Source organism: Pseudomonas sp. PNPG3, from assembly GCF_023093815.1.
Taxonomy (GTDB): Bacteria; Pseudomonadota; Gammaproteobacteria; order Pseudomonadales; family Pseudomonadaceae; genus Aquipseudomonas; species Aquipseudomonas asiatica.
Window position 1 is genome coordinate 31,980 of record NZ_JALLKV010000012.1, and the last position, 19,258, is coordinate 51,237.

At 63.3% G+C, this 19,258-nt stretch carries 20 protein-coding genes; 7 read left to right on the plus strand and 13 right to left on the minus strand.

The genetic code is table 11. The features are described 5' to 3' along the window. Positions 1 to 14: 14 nt before the first annotated feature. Positions 15 to 560 (plus strand): hypothetical protein, encoded by a 546-nt coding sequence (locus MJ643_RS10710; RefSeq protein WP_208209246.1) that lies wholly within the window; start codon positions 15 to 17, stop codon positions 558 to 560. Positions 561 to 684: 124 nt separating this feature from the next. Here the strand turns inward: MJ643_RS10710 and MJ643_RS10715 are convergent, their stop codons facing one another. Beyond that, a complete protein-coding gene (locus tag MJ643_RS10715; protein ID WP_013974174.1) occupies positions 685 to 1,587 on the minus strand; it encodes an EamA family transporter in 903 nt (300 codons plus the stop codon). A gap of 264 nt (positions 1,588 to 1,851) precedes the next feature. On the opposite strand from MJ643_RS10715, the gene MJ643_RS10720 reads away from it, so the two are divergent. Continuing rightward, the gene (locus tag MJ643_RS10720) at positions 1,852 to 2,727 is read left to right on the plus strand and encodes an AraC family transcriptional regulator (RefSeq protein ID WP_013974175.1); all 876 of its coding nucleotides are present in this window, start codon (positions 1,852 to 1,854) and stop codon (positions 2,725 to 2,727) included. A 90-nt stretch (positions 2,728 to 2,817) separates the two neighbouring features. Here the strand turns inward: MJ643_RS10720 and MJ643_RS10725 are convergent, their stop codons facing one another. The 6 genes from MJ643_RS10725 to MJ643_RS10750 all read right to left on the minus strand — a co-directional run bounded on the left by MJ643_RS10725 (position 2,818) and on the right by MJ643_RS10750 (position 9,192). After that, complete coding sequence (locus tag MJ643_RS10725) at positions 2,818 to 5,208, minus strand: TonB-dependent receptor (protein WP_023661926.1); 2,391 nt, start codon at positions 5,206 to 5,208, stop codon at positions 2,818 to 2,820. A 218-nt stretch (positions 5,209 to 5,426) separates the two neighbouring features. Beyond that, positions 5,427 to 6,410: a FecR domain-containing protein gene (locus MJ643_RS10730; protein WP_024087726.1), complete on the minus strand. Its 984-nt coding sequence runs from the start codon at positions 6,408 to 6,410 to the stop codon at positions 5,427 to 5,429. After that, positions 6,407 to 6,982 (minus strand): RNA polymerase sigma factor, encoded by a 576-nt coding sequence (locus tag MJ643_RS10735; protein WP_013974178.1) that lies wholly within the window; start codon positions 6,980 to 6,982, stop codon positions 6,407 to 6,409. The genes MJ643_RS10730 and MJ643_RS10735 overlap by 4 nt, the downstream gene beginning before the upstream one ends. A 4-nt stretch (positions 6,983 to 6,986) precedes the next feature. After that, positions 6,987 to 7,313 (minus strand): DUF3325 domain-containing protein, encoded by a 327-nt coding sequence (locus MJ643_RS10740; RefSeq protein WP_013974179.1) that lies wholly within the window; start codon positions 7,311 to 7,313, stop codon positions 6,987 to 6,989. Continuing rightward, positions 7,313 to 8,890 (minus strand): PepSY-associated TM helix domain-containing protein, encoded by a 1,578-nt coding sequence (locus tag MJ643_RS10745; protein ID WP_208209247.1) that lies wholly within the window; start codon positions 8,888 to 8,890, stop codon positions 7,313 to 7,315. Before MJ643_RS10745 ends, MJ643_RS10740 begins: the two co-directional genes overlap by 1 nt. Then, entirely contained in the window at positions 8,887 to 9,192 is a 306-nt protein-coding gene (locus MJ643_RS10750; RefSeq protein WP_013974181.1) for a DUF3649 domain-containing protein, read from the minus strand. Before MJ643_RS10750 ends, MJ643_RS10745 begins: the two co-directional genes overlap by 4 nt. Before the next feature lie 232 nt (positions 9,193 to 9,424). Here MJ643_RS10750 and MJ643_RS10755 point away from each other — a divergent pair, with 232 nt between their 5' ends. Continuing rightward, positions 9,425 to 9,772: an HPF/RaiA family ribosome-associated protein gene (locus MJ643_RS10755; protein WP_003260689.1), complete on the plus strand. Its 348-nt coding sequence runs from the start codon at positions 9,425 to 9,427 to the stop codon at positions 9,770 to 9,772. Between the two features lie 121 nt (positions 9,773 to 9,893). Then, complete coding sequence (locus tag MJ643_RS10760) at positions 9,894 to 10,184, plus strand: DUF3509 domain-containing protein (RefSeq protein ID WP_024087728.1); 291 nt, start codon at positions 9,894 to 9,896, stop codon at positions 10,182 to 10,184. Positions 10,185 to 10,187: 3 nt separating this feature from the next. Here MJ643_RS10760 and MJ643_RS10765 read toward each other — a convergent pair whose 3' ends face one another. Beyond that, positions 10,188 to 10,658 carry a phosphate-starvation-inducible PsiE family protein gene (locus MJ643_RS10765; protein WP_013974183.1) on the minus strand — a complete coding sequence of 157 codons (471 nt, stop codon included), beginning with the start codon at positions 10,656 to 10,658 and terminating at the stop codon, positions 10,188 to 10,190. A gap of 500 nt (positions 10,659 to 11,158) precedes the next feature. Between MJ643_RS10765 and MJ643_RS10770 the strand changes: the two genes are divergently transcribed. Further along, positions 11,159 to 11,422 (plus strand): YebG family protein, encoded by a 264-nt coding sequence (locus MJ643_RS10770; protein WP_003260692.1) that lies wholly within the window; start codon positions 11,159 to 11,161, stop codon positions 11,420 to 11,422. A 242-nt stretch (positions 11,423 to 11,664) separates the two neighbouring features. Here the strand turns inward: MJ643_RS10770 and MJ643_RS10775 are convergent, their stop codons facing one another. Continuing rightward, positions 11,665 to 12,684 (minus strand): Glu/Leu/Phe/Val dehydrogenase dimerization domain-containing protein, encoded by a 1,020-nt coding sequence (locus MJ643_RS10775; RefSeq protein ID WP_013974184.1) that lies wholly within the window; start codon positions 12,682 to 12,684, stop codon positions 11,665 to 11,667. Between the two features lie 124 nt (positions 12,685 to 12,808). Between MJ643_RS10775 and MJ643_RS10780 the strand changes: the two genes are divergently transcribed. Continuing rightward, positions 12,809 to 13,615 (plus strand): tetratricopeptide repeat protein, encoded by an 807-nt coding sequence (locus MJ643_RS10780; protein WP_013974185.1) that lies wholly within the window; start codon positions 12,809 to 12,811, stop codon positions 13,613 to 13,615. On the opposite strand, the gene maiA is transcribed toward MJ643_RS10780, so the two are convergent. The 3 genes from maiA to hmgA are packed head-to-tail and all read right to left on the minus strand — an operon-like array spanning position 13,609 to position 16,851. Continuing rightward, a complete protein-coding gene (gene maiA, locus MJ643_RS10785) occupies positions 13,609 to 14,241 on the minus strand; it encodes a maleylacetoacetate isomerase (RefSeq protein WP_013974186.1) in 633 nt (210 codons plus the stop codon). The two genes, MJ643_RS10780 and maiA, sit on opposite strands and share 7 nt — an antisense overlap. A gap of 12 nt (positions 14,242 to 14,253) precedes the next feature. After that, positions 14,254 to 15,546, minus strand: coding sequence for a fumarylacetoacetase (gene fahA, locus MJ643_RS10790; protein ID WP_013974187.1), 1,293 nt, complete (start codon positions 15,544 to 15,546; stop codon positions 14,254 to 14,256). 3 nt (positions 15,547 to 15,549) lie between these two features. After that, positions 15,550 to 16,851, minus strand: coding sequence for a homogentisate 1,2-dioxygenase (gene hmgA, locus MJ643_RS10795; protein WP_013974188.1), 1,302 nt, complete (start codon positions 16,849 to 16,851; stop codon positions 15,550 to 15,552). 174 nt (positions 16,852 to 17,025) lie between these two features. Between hmgA and MJ643_RS10800 the strand changes: the two genes are divergently transcribed. Continuing rightward, positions 17,026 to 17,808 (plus strand): IclR family transcriptional regulator, encoded by a 783-nt coding sequence (locus MJ643_RS10800; protein WP_023661854.1) that lies wholly within the window; start codon positions 17,026 to 17,028, stop codon positions 17,806 to 17,808. 351 nt (positions 17,809 to 18,159) lie between these two features. On the opposite strand, the gene MJ643_RS10805 is transcribed toward MJ643_RS10800, so the two are convergent. Continuing rightward, on the minus strand, positions 18,160 to 19,074 hold the full coding sequence (locus MJ643_RS10805) for an SDR family oxidoreductase (RefSeq protein WP_024087730.1): 915 nt from the start codon (positions 19,072 to 19,074) through the stop codon (positions 18,160 to 18,162). Positions 19,075 to 19,258 lie beyond the last annotated feature (184 nt).

The following is a 19,258-nucleotide window of genomic DNA, read 5'->3' on the forward strand; positions in this document are numbered from 1 at the left end:
CATGGAGGCGCATGATGAAAATCACCATCGACACTATCAAGCCAAATTTTCTAATTCTCCCTCTGAGACAAAGCTTCACACTTAAGTCATCCTTGAATACCCCCTTGCGCTGGGAGCTAGAAGGAGAAAAACTGGGAACACTAAAAGAGGAGGGAGCAAATGCTATTTATACTTCCCCAGATGAAATAATTCCCGGAGAATCTGACGATATCCTTTCGTATTTCAAAAAGGACATCGTGACAGCTTTCAAAGATGGGAAGTACTACAGTGCGACCATACTAACAACCAATCTCACTTCGAATTCGTACAAGATTGAACTAGAAGCCTCCAACAATCAGAAACTGCTGCGAGTTTACAGAAACAGAAAATTGGAAGGATGGGTAGAAATCCCTCTGGAAAGTACGGAGTGGTATACATTGACCGGTAACGGTCGCGTGGACCCAAAAAATGGCGAGTACTATAGCTCTGGCGACAACCCTTTAACTACAGTCATTCTTGCCAACGACAAGAGTAATGATGACTTTTGGGGGTATTCACTAATCACCGTTGAAGCTGACTAGATATTCTCGCTGCCAGCGTTCATGGCACGAAGTCGCAGGATCTGGAACGGTCTTCTATTGGAACCTCCTGCACCGGGCTCTTCTCGACAAGCTCAAGAGGGGGCCGGTGCAGACTATGTACGCTTCACTTCGCTACCGCAGCGGCCTCAATGACCCGGCCCTTCGGCTTGCGAAACACCAGCACATTCCCCGCCATCACCGCCACCAGCCCCAACAAGGCCGGCGCTGTCCACTGATACCCCTCGGCCACCGCCGACACATTCAGCGCCACCAACGGGAACAGCACCGTGCAGTACGCTGCCCGCTCCGGCCCCATGCGCCCGACCAGGGTCAGGTAGGCGGTAAAGGCGATCACCGAGCCCGGCACCACCAGGTACAGCAACGAGCCTATGTACCGCACGTTCCACTCCATGCTGAATGGCACACCGCTGACCACGCAGAACACCGCCAGCATCACCGCCCCGTAGACCATTCCCCAGGCATTGGTGGTCATGGGTTTGAGCCCGGCCTTCTGCTGCATGCTCGACAGCATGTTGCCGGCCGAGAAGCACAGCGTGCCGAGCAGGGCCAGGCCAAGGCCGTACAGGGTTTCGCGGCTGGCCGCGTGGTGGGACAGCTCGGGCCAGAACAGCAGCCCCAGGCCAAGTAGCCCCAAGGCGCCGCCGCCGAGCACGTTGCTGGCGATCTTCTGGCCGAAGAAGATCCGCGCGTTGAGTGCGTTCCACAGGGTGGCGGTGGAGAACACCACGGCGATCAGGCCGCTGGCAATCCACTGGCTGGCGCTGAGGAAGCAGATGAAGTTGACACAGAACAGGCACAAGCCCTGGGCCAGGCAGATCTGGTGGCCACGCCGGTTCATTGGCTGCAGGCGGCGGGTGAGCAGCAGGAAGGCGAACAGGATCAGCCCGGCCAGGGCGAAGCGGTAGACGATCGAGACCGGAATGGCGACCACGCCCAGTTGGAGTTTCAAGGCGATCCAGGTGGTGCCCCAGATCAGGACGGTTAGCAGGTAGAGTGACAGGTTCATGGCGACGGTTCCTTGGGCCTTTCAAGATCGGTGCCCGGCGCTTCGCGGCCAAAGCCGCTCCCACAAGGACCGCGCTGCTCTCGAGGCTGGCGCGGTCCCGGTAGGAGCGGGTTCACCCGCGAATCGAGGGCGCAGCCCTCGCCGAGGCATCTCAGTGTTCTCCTGTCGAACACCCACGCGCTTGCACAAACTTGCGCATTTGTCCCGCGGGTTGCTGTAAGCCTGCCCAAGGCGCAGTAGGATGGCAGGCAAGAGGAACCGCCCATGACGCCACTCACCCAGCTGCAAGTGTTCAACGCCATGCACGCCTCGCCCCACGCCCGGCTGGAGCTGAGCGCGCACCTGGGCGACGGGCTGGCGGCGGCGTTGTGGAGCAACCGCGACGATGCCCGCGACTACCAGGCACCGAGCCATCACACCCTGTCGTGCTACATCGCCGACGGCACTGGCACCTTTCGCCGCCAGCGCCCCGGCGACAAAGGGGCGCCCGACAAGCTGTGCGTGATGCCAGCCGGACAGGAATCGAACTGGGTGGTCAATGGTGCGATACGCCTGGCGCACCTGTATGTCAGCGAAACGCAGTTCGCCCTGGGCTGCGTGCGCCTGCTCGATCGTGAACCCCGTGAGCTGCAACTGCAGGAAGCGACCTTTCTCGACGACCCGCAGCAAGCCAAGCGCTTTCGCCAGCTGATAACCCTGGACTGGGATGAACCTGGCGAACGCCTGCTGGCCAGCAGCCTGGCGCACGAGATCGTCGACCATGCGCTGCTCAACCAGGTCGGGCTGCGCCAGGGCCTGCGCCTGAAAGGCGGGCTGGCACCGAGCCTGCGCCGGCAACTGGTCGACTACATCGAAGCGCACCTGGACCAGCCCATTACCCTGGGTGAACTGGCCTTGCGCTGCAACCTGTCCGAATACCACTTTGCCCGTATGTTCCGCGCCAGTTTCGGGCTGCCGCCGCACCAGTACCTGCTGGCTCGACGGCTGCATCGGGCCTGCCAGCTGTTGCGGCTGGGGGTGATGCCGCTGGGGGAGATTGCCCTGTTGTGCGGGTTTGCCAGTGCCAGCCATTTCAGCAACCGGTTCCGCCAGGCGGTCGGTGCAACGCCAGGCGAATACCGTACGGCCATTCGCGGCTAAAGCCGCTCCCACAGGGATCGCGCCACCCTCAAGGGCAGTGCAGTACCTGTGGGAGCGGCTTTAGCCGCGAAGAGGCCGGTTCAGGCTGGCCTAGAACTCGAAGGTACTGGACAAGCTCACCTGCCGCGCATCACCAATGGCCACAAAGTACTGGTTCACCGCCGAGCTGTAGTAAACCTTGTCGAACAGGTTCTTCACGTTCAGCTGCAGCAGCACCTTGTGCTCGTCGAGCCTGGTCTCGTAGCTGGCAAAGGCATCGGCCACGGTATAGGACGGCAGGTCGAAGGTGTTGGTCGAGTTACCCGCGCGCTCGCCGACATACCTTGCACCGGCACCGAGACGCAAGCGGTCGCCACCGAACAGGCTGCCATAGTCATACACCGCCGACAGCGAACCACTGTGCCGGGCCACGTTCTGCAGGCGGTTGCCCTGCAGGGCCGGGTCCTTGGTTACCTTGGCATCGGTGTAGGCATAGCTGCCAATCAGGCTCCATCGCTCACTCAGCTGGCCAGTCAGGTCCAGCTCAACGCCCCGTGAACCGACCTCCCCGGCATTGCTGTACACCGTTTCACGAGTACTGGTATCAAAGTTGGAAACCAGTACGTTGCGCTTGGTGATATCGAACAACGCCAGAGTGCCTGTCAGGCGGCCCGGCATGTCGAGCTTGGCGCCCAGTTCCCACGATTTGCCCTCCTCCGGCGCCACCGACGAGTCGAGCACTACATTGCCGACCAGCGGCGCGATAGTCGAGTTGGGCTTGAACGACTCGCTATAGCTGCCATAAAAAGACAGTTGGTCATCGACCTTGTAGACGATACCTGCATGCGGCACCCACGCCTGGCCATTGATGTCGGTGTTGGCCTTGAAAGGGCGGCCACGGCCAGCGTACTGGTCGAACTGCTGGAAGCGCGCACCAGCCACCAGGATCCAGTGATCATCCAGGTGCAGCGCGTCCTGCACGAACAACGCGTCGGTGCGCAGCTTGTCGGTCTGGTCGCTGTCACTGGCTTTGACAGTGGTGCCCTCCACTTCCTGCCCGTAGACCGGGTTCATATAGCTGAAGGTGGATTGGGCGGTCTGCCGGATCATGTCACCGCGGAAAATCTTGCGGTCCTCGTGATCAATGCCGAACAGCAGGTCGTTCTGCATCCCGGCCAGTTGCACATTACCGGCCAGGCTCAAGGTGGCGAACTGGTCACGGCTCATGGCGTTGTGGGTGCCGTCGATGCTGCGCGACAGCGTGCCGCTATTTTCATTCACGCCGGTCACCCGCACCTGGCTGGCATCATAGGTTTCGCGGTTGAAGCTGTAGCCGAAGTGCAGCTTCCAGTCATCGGCCAGCTGGTGGTCGACTTCCAGACGGTAAAGGTCGGAGCGCCCTTCCATGTCGTTGAAGGGCTCGTCCAGGCGCCGCGTGGCTGGGATGTCCAGCGGGTGGCCGTTGTTGCCGAACGCCGTGCCACGGTCGAAGGGGTAGAGAAACTCGCGATGCTCGTAGGCCAGCACCACCTGGGTGTCTTCGCCCAGCCAGGCCAGCGACGGCGCTACCAGCGATTCGCGGTGCACGCCGTAGTTGCGCCAGTAGTCCTCATCTTCGTGGTCGACGATCAGCCGATAGGCGAAGTTGCTGTCGCCCAGTGCGCCGGTACTGTCGAACCCGCCACCGCTGCCGTTCTTGCCGCTGCCGTAGGTAGAACCGCGCACGGTCAGGGCGTTGTACTGCTCGAGTTGCGGGCGCTTGCTGACCACGTTGATCACCCCGCCCGGGTCCTGGATGCCGTACAGCAGCGAGACCGGGCCCTTGAGCACTTCGACCCGCTCGGTGCTGGCGTTGAGGCTGCGGCCCTGCACGATGGGCATGCCATCGCGCATGATCGAGCCGTCGCGGTTGTCGCCGAAGCCGCGCTTCATCACGGTATCGGAGGTACCACCGAAATTGTTGCCCTGGGTGATGCCGCTGACATTGGCCAGAGCGTCATCAAGGTTGCGTGGGGCCTGGTCACGGATGACCTGGACCGGTACCACATTGATGGCCTGGGGGATGTCCTGGCTCGGGCCCTGCCCGCGCATGATCGAGGCGGTAGCGGGGGGCTGATAGCTGTAGTCGTCCAGTTGCGAGGTCACGGTGATGGCCTGCAGGTTGAGGGCGCCGGAAGTGTCCACCGCTTCGAGGGTGAGCGTGCGCGAATCGACGCGGCGCCAGGCCAGCCCGGTAGTACCCAGCAGCTGTTGCAGGGCCTGTTCGGCGCTGAACCTGCCGTTCAATGCCGGCGCCTGCACACCTGGCAGTTCCAGGGTGTAGACCACGCTCTGGCCGGTGGTGCGGCTGAAGGCGCTGAGTGCCTGGGCAAGGGGTTGCGCCGGCTGGGCGAAGGTATACGCCTGCTGCTGCTCGGCGGCACAGGCCAGGGGGGCGACAGCGAATGCCGGGAGCGCGGAAAGGCCGAGCCAGAGAGGGACGCAACGCGGGGTGAACTTCATGGACGCTGACCTGTGAGAGGGATATGACTGCGAATGAATCGCACTTCCACTCATTACACGGATGCCACGTCCTGTTACCTCACCCGCTATCTGAAAATATTTTTGCCTGTGCGGGCCTCTTCGCGGGTGAACCCGCTCCCACAGGTACTGCACAGGATTTGAAACTTGCGCCCTTCCTGTGGGAGCGGGTTCACCCGCGAAGAGGCCCGCACAGGCGACTACCGGATCAGGGTCAACCGCCCCAGCACAGTCTGCCGCGAAAAACCCATCACCTTGCCCAGCGAATCCAGCGCCAGCAACGGCTCGGCCACGGGGAAACTGCCACTGACCTTGCGCTGCCCCAACTCATCCTCGAGCAACAGGATGCGCCCCGGGTAGTAGCGCCCCAAGTCTTCGACCACCTGCGCCAGCGGCACCTGGTAGTAATTCAGCCAGCCCTGGCGCCAGGCCAGGCGGTTGTCACTATCCACCGCCAGGGTGTCGCCGACTTGGCCGGCAGCATAGGCCACCTGCTGGTTGGCCGTCAGTTCACGCGCTGCTGCACCCGGCGCCGGGCTCACCGCCACCCGCCCGCTGCTCACAGTGACCTGGGCCCCCTCGACCTGCTCGCGCACTTCGAACTGGGTGCCAAGCACGCGCACCTCGCCACCGGCAGCTTCCACTACGAACGGCGTGCCGGTATGCGTGACCTGGAAAAACGCCGCGCCATGCAACAACCGCACGCGGCGCTCGCCCTGCACAAAATCGACTGCAATCGCGCTCCCCGCATCCAGCGTCACCTGCGACTGGTCGGCCAAGGTCACCTGGCGAACTTGACCAGCACTGCTGTAGTCGGCCTGCAGGTCCTGCAGCCACAGGGCCGGGTGCCAACCACCGGCAACGCCCACGGCCAGTACCAGGCACGCAGCCACCGCCAGCGCCGCGACCCGCTGCCGCCAGGGGTGCCTGGTCGGTGGCCTGGCCATCGCATCCAGGTAACGTTGCAGGCTTGCCTGTTCTTCAGCGGCCAGGCGCGCCGCCGGGGCGGCGCTGTTCTGCCACAGCGCCTGGGCCTGGGCGTAGGCCTCACGGTGCCCAGGTTCGGCCAGCAGCCAGCGCTTGAACGCCGCGCCCTCGGCTTGCGCAGGCTGCTCGTTGATGCGGCTGAGCCATTGAAGTGCAGCACGGGACTGCGCCTCGGTGATCGGCGGTAAACGGCTCATCGACGGGCACTCCCTGGCCGGCGTGGGGTGGACGCGGGCTCGGCAACACTCGCCTTGCACGCTTCGAGGGCGCGCATCATATGCTTTTCCACCGCACTCTGGGACAGTTGCATGGCCTTGGCGATCTCGCCGTACTTGCAGCCGTGGATACGGTTGAGCAGGAAGATCTGCCGGGTGCGCTCGGGCAAGGCGCGCAAGGCAGCGTCGATGCGCTGCAAGTCGTGATCGACCTCCACGGCCTGTTCCGGGGCCTGGGCCATGGCCGCTTCATCCAGCGGCAACACAGCTTCGGCTGCGCGCTCGCGGCTGCCTTCGCTGCGCAGGTGGTCGATGGCGAGGTTCCCGGCGCAACGCAGCAAGTAGGTATCCAGCGCCTCGACCTTGACCTCAGGGCGACGCCAGAAGCGCAGGAACAGCTCCTGGACCAGGTCCGATGCCGTCGCCCGGCAGCCGACCCGGCGGCTCACCAGGGCTTCCATGCGTGCCCGCTGGGCCTGGAACACCTGGACGAAACGCGCACGTCCGCCGCCGCTTTCGGCATCCGCCTCGATCATGTCGCCCGGTTCGCTCACCTGGTCACTCGGCGAACACGGCCAGCAACGGCCCCAGCACCACGCTGGCGGCGGCCAGGCCCAGCAACAGGCGGGGCTGGTATGGCAGGCCGAACACCCACAGGGTCACCCCGGCCATCATCACTGCGGTCCACTCCACCAAGCCATGGGCCCAGCCCCGCAGGTGCACGCTGAGCACCAGCGACAGCACCAGCAACAGCCAACCGGCACTGCGCAACAGGCGCAACGGCCCGGGGCGCGGCTTGCGCCCGAGCAGGTCGACGAAGTGCTTCTCCATGGCCAGGCACAGGGCAACGAAGCCGGCGTAAGCGATCAGTGCATTACCCAGCATCAGCTCGCCTCCGCCGTCTCAGTGCTTGGCTTCCTTGCCGCACGAGGGGCCCGCATGGCCACAGCCTTCGGGCTGTGTAACATCTTGCCGGCCATCCAGGCCAGGAACAGGCCGGTGCCCAGCGCTGTCAGGTCGAAACCAGCCATGACCCAGTCACCCGCAGGTAGCGAATGGTTCAGGCCCTGGCCGGTGGTCAGGCCGTTAAGCAGCGGCAGCAAGGCGAAGGCCAGCGCGCCCAGTGCCAGTTGCTCGCCCCATGCCCGCCGCCCACTACGCAGCACAGCGTGCACCAGTGACAGGCCCCAGGCGGTGAAGAAGGCGTTGACCTCCCAGTCGGCCCGGCCTTCGACACCCATCGGGATCAGGCGGTTGGCCCAGAAGAAGCCCGCCACGGCCAGCAACAGGCCGCTCATGCTGGCGATATTGAGCACCTCGACCAGGCGTAGTTCACCCGGCAGGCGTTCGCTCCTGGCATGCTTGAGCTGGCGCTTGCCCAGCCACATCACCAGGCCGGTGCCAATCACCGCAGTACCGGCCACGCCAAAGAAGAAGTACAGCCAGCGCAGCCAGGGCCCGGCGAAATTGCCCATGTGCAGGCCGGCAAAGCTGAAGGCGGTCATCATTGCCCCACTCTCCGGTTTGCCCTGGCTCAACAGCACACCGCTGACGCCATCGAAGGTCCAGTTGGCGCTACGCCGGTAAGCCACGTGGTCGGCAGCCGATTGCGTGAAGGTAACGCGGGCATTGCTGTCGCCGGCATTTTCCACCTGGATACGGCCGATACGCGCGCCCGGTTGCAGGCCCTGCACCTTGGCATAGAGGCTCGGCAACGGTACCAGCGGCGCGGCCACATGGGCCGCCTTGGGCGCATTGTTACGGCCGAACAGTTCGTTGAAGTACTTGCCGGTGTCATTGCCGTAGCTGGCCATGATGCCAGCCGGCATCACCATGTACATGAACAACACCAGGCTGCTGTAGCTGATCATCAGGTGGAAGGGCAGCACCAGCACGCCAATGGCGTTGTGCCCGTCCAGCCAGGAGCGCTGGCCCTTGCCTGGGCGGAAAGTGAAGAACTCCTTGAAGATTTTCTTATGGGTGATGATGCCGGTGACCAGCCCCAACAGCATGATGAAGGCGCACAACGTCGATAGCCATCGGCCGAAAGGGTGTGGCATCTGCAACTGGAAGTGGAAGCGGTAGAAGAACTCGCCACCGCGACTGTCGCGTGCCGCCACCGGCTGCCCGGTCTGGGTATCAAGGGTCTTGGTGACGAAACCGCGTGGCCCGCCATTTGGGTCGCGATAACCCACGTTCAAGGCGGCCTCGCGTGCGTTGGGCATACGAATCAGCCAGGTGCCCGAATGCCCTGCATTGTCCTGCAGATAACGCTGGGCCACCTCCAGGCTATGGCTCGGGTCCAGCGCATGGCTTCGTACTTCTGGTTGCGTCCAGTGCGTGATTTCTTCCTTGAAATACGACAGCGTGCCAGTGAGGAAGATGGCGAACAAAAGCCAGCCGAAGATCAGGCCGGTCCAGGTGTGCAGCCAGGCCATGGCCTGGCGGAAGCCTTCTTTCATGGGGTTTTCATCCAGTAAGCCAACCCGCTGATCACCCCCAGCAGCACGCTTGGCGCCAGTACGCCCAGCCAGGCGCGCAAAGCGCTGCGGCAGGCAAAGCACCAGATGAACGCCAGCAGGTAGAAAACGAATGACAGCAGCAGGCCGGTGAGCGTGGCATCGACCCGTGGCAGCGGCGCTACCAGGGAAATGCAGACGCTGGCCACGGACGCCAGCAGGTAGCCACCCAGCAGCGCGGCAAGGCTGCGTGACGTCACGGCCAGGCGATAGCTGAGCGAGAGACCGGCGGTTTTGCGCGTCATGGCGATGGTCCGGGCGTTTTCGGGGCTGCAATAATAATGATTTCAATTCTCATAAGCAAAGGCCACGCGATGAGCCGCCTGCTGCCTTGAATGCAACAAGAAATTTATTTTCAAAAAGGGCTTGAATTCGTTTCGCCGTTGCCTGACCTTAGAGTCAAGAGACGCAGAAATACCAAGGGTCTCAGAGGCCTAGGCGCGTCTCCATGCGAGCAAGCTGAATAAGGATTGAATCATGCAAATCCAGGTCAACAGCAGCAACCATTTCGAAGGCAACGCCCGGCTCGACCAGTGGGTCCGCAGCACACTGCAGAACTCGCTGGAACGTTACGAAGACGACCTCACCCGCATCGAGGTTCACCTGCGCGACGAGAACGGCGCCAAGCCCGGACCGCATGACAAACGCTGCCAGATGGAGGCTCGCCCCAAAGGCCATCAACCGATTTCCGTGACCCACACCGCCACTTCGCTGGACCAGGCGGTCGATGGTGCCGCCACCAAGCTCAACCACGCGCTGGAACACTTCTACGGCAAACTGCGCAGCAAGCGCGGCGCCCTGGAACTGAGTGACCCAGACGCCTGATCGGCAACGCAAGACGCCCGGCCTGATGCCGGGCGTTTTCGTTTGTATCGATCGATGGCGCTGAACCAACAGGTAATTTCCCCGGTCAACTTCTGCATTCATTCACCGCAGAAGCATGACCATGAACAACCCATTCGAACGAATCAGTGCTGCATTCGCCCCCGAATACCGGGTCAACCTGAGCATTGCAAACCTCGACGGCAGCATCATGCTGACCCTGTCCGACGACGCTGGCGTGGTCGCCAAGCGCCTCATCACCCAGGCCCAGCGCAATGACCCGGTGCGCCTGCAGCGGGTGATCGACAGCATCCGCCTGGGCCTGGCCATCGAGCACAACCAGAACCCCCTTCAGGTGCTGGCCGCGCTGACCCGTGACGCCCGCCACGAGCCGCGCCATTTCATCGCCAACTGAGGGCTACTTGCCCTCCTCCACTTCCTTGCCGCTGGCATCCAGTACCTTGGTCGAGGGGTAGCGGTACGAGGCGTAGCGCACCACCAGGATCGCGAACGCCAGCAACAGGATGCCACCGCACAGGTACAACAGCCCTACGTCTGGCGCCTTGTGGTGCGAGACGTCGCCGATCAGCAGGCGGGTCAGCGCGGTGATGGCCACGTACAGCAGGAAGCGGATCGGCATGTGGTTGGTCTTGAAGTAGATGCCGACCATCGCCCCCAGCTCCAGGTAGATGAACAGCAGCAGGATGTCATCGACACTGACCCCGCCCTTGCCGAGCATGTCGAGGAACGTCATCACCGCCGCATAGGCGGTGATCGCGCCAATGCCGAACAGCGCCAGGTAATGGAATGCCTCGACGCACAGGTTTCCCAGCGAGTCGGCCGAGCCGTGCAGACCCTTTCGCAGCTTTTCTGCCCATTTGATGTTCACGATGTTCCATTCCCCGATACGTCTTGAAGGATGATGCGTCACCGGTGTGACGCTTGTGCCATGCAGTTAAAGGGCCAGGCCCCTGCCTTGGAAGGCGACCGATTGCCGCAAGGCACCTTGAGGCGTGGCAAGTTGCATAAGCTAGAGACGTTGCGGGCTTTGCTTGAGTCGGCACTGGTTCAGGTGCAGATGCCCGCTGAGCCTCGGAGTTTGCACTGAGGTTTGAGTGTTGCGTTGTCTGGGCTGGCCTTTTCGCGGGTAAACCCGCTCCCACAGGATCTCCACAGGCCTTGAGGTAGATGCCGTACCTGTGGGAGCGGGTTCACCCGCGAAAGGGCCCGGATGGCTAAGGCGCTGATGGATGATGTTGAGTTGGGCATGAAGCCGTAAGCCCTCTGCACCACGCTACAATTTCTGCTTGCGAAGCAATCAACATTGCTATTACTGTATATAGATACAGTAAATCGAAACGCAACCAGCAAAAGGCATAGAGGTGATGAATGGCCGTCGAAGTGGTGTACCGCAGCAGCCGCGACCCGGAGCGCTTGTTCATGGATAAGGCCGAAGCAGACCGTCACGACAAGATGCTCGAACTGGCCGAGCGCCTGGCCGAAGTACTGCACAAGGCAGTGCCCTCGCTGAGCGAGAAACAGGTTGAGGAAGCCGGTATCTACATGGCCAAGAACCGCGATGTGTTCGCCCGGGCGTTCAAGAGCCAGCCGGATGCGCTGGCCGAGTTGCTCGAAGCGCCAGCGGCCGAGTAATTACCTGCACTGGCCGCTTCTGCAAGGATTGCGCATGGCTTGAGGTTCAGCGCGGTCAAGGTGGATGGCACGGGCTGCGCCCGTGTTCGCGGGCACGCCCGCTCCCACAAGGACCGCGCAGGTTTTCAGAGTTTTGGGCAGAACAGTTGCTGCTTCAGGTACGGCACAAGCGCTGAGCTCGGGCGCTATCCCTGTGGGAGCGGGCGTGCCCGCGAAGAGGCCAGCAAAGCCGGTATCGCCCCTCAGCCGTAGAGCAACCGCTCTGCCAACATCTGCGCCACCCGCGCCGGCGAGCGCTTCTCTGCCTGTGCATGGCCAAACACTTCGGTCAGCCGTGAAGGTATCCGCGCCAGGTGCGCGGTGATGTTGCCCAGGTCTTCGCCACGATGGGTAAGTGCCACGTAGATCAACCCACCGGCATTGATCACGTAATCGGGCGCATACAGTATCCCGCGCGACTCCAGCTGGTCGGCTACCTGCAAGGTGGTCAGCTGGTTGTTCGCCGCCCCCGCCACGGCCGCACAACGCAACTGCATCACGCTCTGCCCGTTCAACACCGGCCCCACACCGCAAGGGGCAAAGATGTCGCAAGGGGTGCTGATCAACGCATCGTTGGTCACCGGATGGGCATTGAACTGCTCCACCGCCAGCCGCACCCGCCCGGGGTCCAGGTCGCTCACCAGCAGGTCAGCACCCGCCGCATGCAGTTGCTCCGCCAGCGCATAACCGACATTGCCCAGCCCTTGCACCGCAACCCGAAGCCCTTGCAGGTCATCACTGCCAAGGCGGAACGAAGTGGTGGCACGAATGCCGGCAAAAACCCCCATCGCCGCATGCGGGGAGGGGTCACCCGAGGCCGTGGTGCTGGTCACATGCGGTGTGCTCTGGGCAATGCAGTCCATGTCCAGGGTCGAGGTGCCGCTGTCCACGGCGATGATGAAGCGCCCTTGCAAGGTGTCGATGAAGCGGCCGAAGGCCTCGAACAGCGCGGCACGGTTTTCCACATGCGGGTTGCGCATGATCACCGCCTTGCCGCCCCCCAATGGCAGGCCAGCCAGCGCCGCCTTGTAGCTCATACCCTGGGCAAGGCGAATGGCGTCTGTCATGGCGCTTTCATCATCGGCATAAGGCAGGTAGCGGCAACCGCCCATGGCGGGGCCCAACTGCTCGCTGTGGATCACCACCACAGCCTTCAGGCCGGTAGGCGGATCGGTGAACAAGTGCAGCGACTGGGTACGGGTGCTTTGCATCAGCGCGAACATCGACAGGCTCCCCTACGAGGTGCTCTTTCCAGTATAGGCACGGCCCTTGGGCTGGTAGCGCCGCCGGACCACTGGACGAAACCGCGCACCGCGGCTAATACTCAAGCGTGTGTGGAGAAGCCCCATGAAGCCACGTCAAGCCTGCCTGGCCTGCCTGGAACGCGAGCCCGTCGCCCTGCTGGAAGCCGCATTATGGATTGCTGCCGAGCACGACCGAAGCGTCGAGCCCGCGGCCAGCCTTGCCAAGCTGCATGACCTGCAGCGTGAGATAAGCACCAATCTGCCGATGCTGCCGCTGTGCGAACTGGCACAGCCATTGTTGCGCCAACTCAATGCCCTGGGCTTCCAGCAGGATGAATATCACCCGCTGCGCCCGCATGCCGCGATGATGGACAAGGTGCTGCAACGCCGACGTGGCCAACCGCTGACACTTGCCATCCTCGCCCTGGAACTGGCCCGGCGTCTGTCCATACCCCTTGAGGGCGTAGGCTTCCCTGGCCATTTCCTGCTGCGCGTGCCGGGTGCCGATCACCTGCTTGACCCCTGTGGCGGCCGGCGTCTCTACCCCAACGACTGCCGTGAGCTGCTGGCTCGCCAGTTCGGCCCGCATGTAGCGCTGACTGCCGAGCACATGCGCAGTGCCAGCCCGCTGCAGATGCTGCAACGCCTGTCACGCAACCTGCGCCAGTTGCATATAAGCAACGACAACCACCTGGCGGCACTGATCGATGCCGAGCGGGTCATGCAACTGGGCCCGGTGCAGGTCAGCGACTATGTGACTCGCGCTTCGCTATACCAGCATCTGGATTGCCCGCAGGCCGAGCGCTTCGATCTGGAGCATGCGTTATTGCTGACAGAGGACCCGGTCCAGCGCCTGAAGCTTTCCGAACGTATCGGCAAGCTTCCGGCGGCGAACCGTTCCATTCACTGAGCCGGGCTGTCCGGCTGCCGGGCGGGGTGGGCCTGGGCGAACGCCGCGTGCTCGGCCGCAAGGGCGGCAACCCGAAGGATGCGCGGGAAGCTGTCGAGGTCGACGTTGAAACGTTCGGCCGCGTACAACTGCGGGATCAGATAGACATCCGCCAGGCCCGGCTCATCGCCGAAGCAGAAGCCATGATCGCCTATCAGTTGCTCAACTGCCCCCAACCCTTGGCTGATCCAGTGACCAATCCATTGGTTGACCTGGCTTTCGTCCTGGCCGGCCTGGCGCAGCCGGTTGAGCACGCTGACGTTGTGCAGCGGATGGATATCGCAGCCGATGATCGCCGCCACGCCCCGCACCTTGGCACGCGCCTCGGCCGTGGCCGGTAACAGCGCAGGTTGTGGATAAACCTCTTCCAGGTACTCGATGATCGCCGGCGACTGCACCAGCAGCTCACCGCCATCGGTACGCAACGCCGGAACGCGCCCCTGCGGGTTGACCGCGACATAACCCGCGCCGCGCTGTTCGCCCTGCAGCAGGTTGACCGGAAGGGACTGGTAACCCAGCCCCTTCAGTGCCAAAGCAATGCGTACCCGGTAGGACGAGGTGGAACGGTAATAGGTGTACAGCTCCATGCCCCTGCCTCCTCAGTTGGCCGCGACGACCTTGCCGCGGCATTCGCCGAAACCGATGCTGGCCACGCCCTCACGCACGCAGCGGGCACGCAGGATGATCTCGTCGCCGTCTTCGAGGAACTTGCGCACCTCGCCACTGGCCAGTTCCACCGGGTGCTTGCCACCTTCGGTTATCTCCAGCAGGCTGCCGAACGAACCTGGCGTGGCGCCCGACAGCGTGCCCGAACCGAACAGGTCGCCCGGTTGCAGCTGGCAGCCGTTGACGCTGTGGTGCGCGACCAGCTGCGCCACGGTCCAGTACATGCTGCGGGTGTTGCTCAGGGTCAGGCGGTGCGGGGCGAGGCCCTGCTCGCGCATTTGCTCGGTCAGCAGCAATACCTCAAGCTCGATATCGAATGCACCTGCGGCCTGGTCGCGCTTGTCCAGCAGGTACGACAGTGGCTGCGGGTCGCCCTCCGGGCGTGACGGCTGGGCACAGCGGAACGGCTCAAGCGCTTCGGCGGTAACTACCCAAGGCGAGATGGTGGTGATGAAGCTCTTGGACAGGAACGGCCCCAGCGGCTGGTATTCCCAGGCCTGGATATCGCGCGCCGACCAGTCGTTGAGCAGGCACAGGCCAGCCACGTGCTCGGCGGCATCGCCTACCGGGATCGCCTGGCCAATGTCGTTGCCCTGGCCGATCCAGATACCCAGCTCCAGCTCGTAGTCCAGGCGCGCGCAGGGGCCGAAGCTTGGCTCGGTGTGCCCGGCCGACAGAGTCTGGCCCTTGGGCCGGCGCACATCGGTGCCGGATGGGCGGATGGTCGAGGCGCGGCCGTGATAACCGATCGGCACGTACTTGTAGTTGGGCAGCAGCGGGTTGTCGGGGCGGAACAGCTTGCCCACGTTCTTGGCGTGCTCGATGCCCACGTAGAAGTCGGTGTAGTCACCGATCTGCGCCGGTACATGCAGCTGGCAGGCGGTTGCCGGGTACAGTGCGGCCTGCAGAGCCGCCTTATGTTCACTGTGTTCGCCCAGCAGCACCAGCAGGCGCTCGCGCAGGGCAACGCGGGCACCGCGGCCGAGGGCGAAGAATGCGTTCAAGACCCCACCACGGGTGGCCTCGACCGCGGCCTTGGCTGCACCGTCGAACAGGCCGGCGGCCAGCACCGCCTCCAGGTCCAGGATCGCGTCGCCGATGGCCACGCCACAGCGCTTGGCTTCACCCGGCCGGCTGAAGATGCCCAACGGCAGGTTCTGCAGCGGGAAGTCGCTGTGCCCGTTGGCGTGCTCGACCCAGCTACGGGCAATGGCGGTCTGATTCATGGGTTATCTCCGGTTCGGGTTGAAGGTGCTCGGCAAGGTGGCCCAGCAACTATCGTAGTCGGCCTGCAACTGCGGGCATTCAAGGGCTTGCAGGCTCGGGCGCAGCACCTGGCTGGTCTCGAACATGAAGGCCATGGTGTTGTCGATCTTGTGCGGTGCCAGGTCGGCAGCAATAGCCTTTTCGCAGGTTTCGGCGTCGGGGCCATGGGCGCTCATAACCCCGTGCAGCGAGGCGCCACCCGGCAGGAAGCCCTCGGCCTTGGCGTCGTAGGCACCATTGATCAGGCCCATGAACTCGTTCATCAGGTTGCGGTGGAACCATGGTGGACGGAAGGTGTTCTCGGCCACCATCCAGCGTGGCGGGAAGATCACGAAGTCCATGTTGGCCATGCCATGCACGCTGGTCGGCGAGGTCAGCACAGTGAAGATCGACGGGTCCGGGTGGTCGAAGCTGACCGTGCCGATGGTGTTGAAGCGACGCAGGTCGTACTTGTACGGCACGTTGCTGCCGTGCCAGGCGACCACGTCCAGCGGCGAGTGCTGCAGTTCGCAGGCCCAATGTTCGCCCAGGAACTTCTGCACCAGCTGCACCGGGCCATCGGCCTCTTCGTAGTGCGCCACAGGGGTGAGGAAGTCGCGCGGGTTGGCCAGGCCGTTGCTGCCTATCGGGCCCAGGTCCGGGATGCGCAGCGGTGCGCCGTGGTTTTCGGCGATATAGCCGCGGGCCTCGCCGTCGAGCAGTTCGACGCGAAACTTCATGCCACGCGGGATGACCGCGATTTCCAGCGGCTCGACTTCCATCACCCCCAGTTCGGTGGCAATGCGCAGGCGGCCCTGTTGCGGCACCAGCAGTAGTTCACCGTCGGCGTTGAAGAACACCCGCTCCATCGACCGGTTGGCGCGGTAGATGTAGATGCTCACGCCGGCCGGTTTTTCCGCAGCGGCGTTGGCCACCATGGGCAGCCAGCCCTCGATGAAATCGGTCGGTTCGACGGGGATCGGCTGGGGGTTCCAGCGCAGGCGGTTGGGAGTGATGGGCCCCAGCGGGCCGGTCAGCGGCTGACGCGCCAGGCGCTCGAAACGCGGGTGCAAGGCAGACGGACGAATACGATACAGCCAGGTGCGGCGCAGCTCGCTGCGGGTCATGGTGAACGCCGTGCCCGAGAGCAGCTCGGCATACAGCCCATAGGGCGCCTTCTGCGGCGAGTTCTGCCCGACCGGCAAGGCCCCAGGCAGCGCTTCGCTGGCAAACTCGTTGCCGAAGCCGCTGAGGTAGTGAAGGTCGGGTGACGTATCGCGATTCATCGATGCCTCCGGGCTCTGGCCGAGCCGTTGCTGGCAGCTGGCTGCTGGCCCGGGGCGGGGTGGCAGCGCGTCTGCATTGTTTTTATCGTAATCAGATTACGAATAACGTAATTTGCTACGGGCAATGCGTCAAGCTATAAAGGCGCGACTCGACGAATCCGGAAGAAGATGTCCATGGCCAAAGCCAGCTCCCCCGCCGACAACGGCAAGCAGAAAGTCCGCTCGGCGGAGGTCGGCACCGACATCCTGAAGGCTCTTGCCGAGCTCTCCCCGTCCACCTCTCTGTCGCGCCTGGCGGAACATGTGCAGATGCCAGCGAGCAAGGTGCACCGTTACCTTCAGGCATTGATCGCCAGCGGTTTTGCCGAACAGGATGCGGCCACCAACCATTACGGCCTGGGGCGCGAGGCTCTGCGGGTAGGGCTGGCGGCGCTGGGTAGTATCGATGTGCTGAAGATTGCCGCGCTGCCGTTGTCACAGCTGCGCGATGAACTGAACGAGAGCTGCTTCGTTGCCGTATGGGGCAACCAAGGCGCGACAGTGGTCAGCATCGAGCCGGCAGTACGCGCGGTCACGGTGGTAACGCAGATCGGCTCGGTTCTGCCGCTACTCACTTCGTCCACCGGGCTGGTGTTCGCCGCCTATCTTCCCGAGCGCGAGACCGTGGAGTTGCGTGACCGGGAACTGGCCGCCCTGCAGCACAGCGCCGCCGACTACCAGGCAGTACTGGCGGGCATTCGTGAACGTGGCCTGCACCATGTGCACGGGCTGTTGATGCCGGGCGTGGATGCGCTGTCGGCCCCGGTGTTCAATGCCATGGGGCAGATCGCCGCGGTGATGACGGTGGTCGGGCCGACCTCGATCTTCCATGCCGACGAGCATGGTCCGGCGGCGCAACGGTTGCTGGCAGCAGCACGGGAAACCAGCTGGCGCATGGGCTATTCGCCCGCCAACTGAGCGCCTTCGGCACTATTGCCCGATACGTAAAGGTGAATGTCATAAGCGGCTATTTTTCCTGCAGGATCAGGCGCTTATTCTTACCTCACTGGCCGGCATGAAGGGCTCTCCCCCCCGCCTTTCAGGCCTGCGAGGTTCACCGACGTAGATTTTGAAGCTCCTTGATCTGACGTCTCGATTGGCCGCTGCGGCTTGCAGCGGCCTTTTTTATCTGCCCTGAAAATTTCTTCGCCTGTGCTGGCCTCTTCGCGGGTAAACCCGCTCCCACAGAGATATCACTACCCCAGGGGCTTGTGGTGTACCTGTGGGAGCGGGTTTACCCGCGAAGAGGTCAGCACAGGCATACAAGTTTCAGCCCAGCGGATACTTCTGCAAGTTCGCCATCATCTGCTGCAACGCCTGCAAGCTGTCCTGTGGGTGCACTGCCCCGTCGAAGTCGCCAATCCGTGCCCAGTTCTCCGCCACCTGCTCCGGAGTAAAGCCTTCACGCGGATCGAAGCCTACCCCCAGGCTGCGCTCCCAACGCACCTTGCCCACCCAACCGCCACCCACTTCGAACAACTCACCACTGCCCTGGCACTGCTCGCTGCCCAGGTACACAACCAGCGGGCTGACCAGCTCAGGCTTGAGCCGCTCGAACACCTGGGGCGGGATCAACCCTTCGGTCATGCGGGTGCCACCCGTGGGGGCGATGGCGTTGACCAGGATGCCATGCTTGCGCCCTTCGATCGCCAGGGTACGTGTCAGCCCATACAGGCCCAGCTTGGCCATGCCGTAGTTGGCCTGGCCGAAGTTGCCGTAGATGCCGGATGTGGAAGCGGTGAAGATCACCCGCCCCCAGTTCTGCTCACGCAGGTGCGGCCAGGCGGCGCGGGTGACCTTGTAAGCCCCCTCGACATGCACCTGATACACCTGCTCCCAGTCGCTGTCTTCCATCTTGTGGAAGGTTTTGTCACGCAGGATGCCGGCATTGTTCACCAGCACATCGACCCGGCCGAAGCTGTCCAGGGCCTGCTCGACAATACGCGCGCCTTGGCTGACCGAATCATGGTTGGCAATGGCACTGCCACCAGCGGCGCGGATCTCCGCTACAACTCGGTCGGCGGCGGAGGCGCTGGCACCTTCACCGTGGGTGGACCCGCCGAGGTCGTTGACCACCACCCGCGCACCACGGGCAGCGAACAGCAGCGCATGGGCACGGCCCAGGCCGCCCCCGGCTCCGGTGACTATCACCACGCGATCTTGCAGACAGACAGGCTCGCTCATGCTCATGGCTCCAGGCAGATTCAGGTAGGCCGAGTGTCTGCCGCCAGCGGCGGGTGGACAATCAAGCTCACGCAGGCTGAATGCCTGGCAATAACGCAGCACGATGGTTACGGGGCCGCTTTGCGGCCCATCGCCGGCAAGCCAGCTCCCAAACCAACCGCGCCGGCCTCCAGGCATGCGCTGT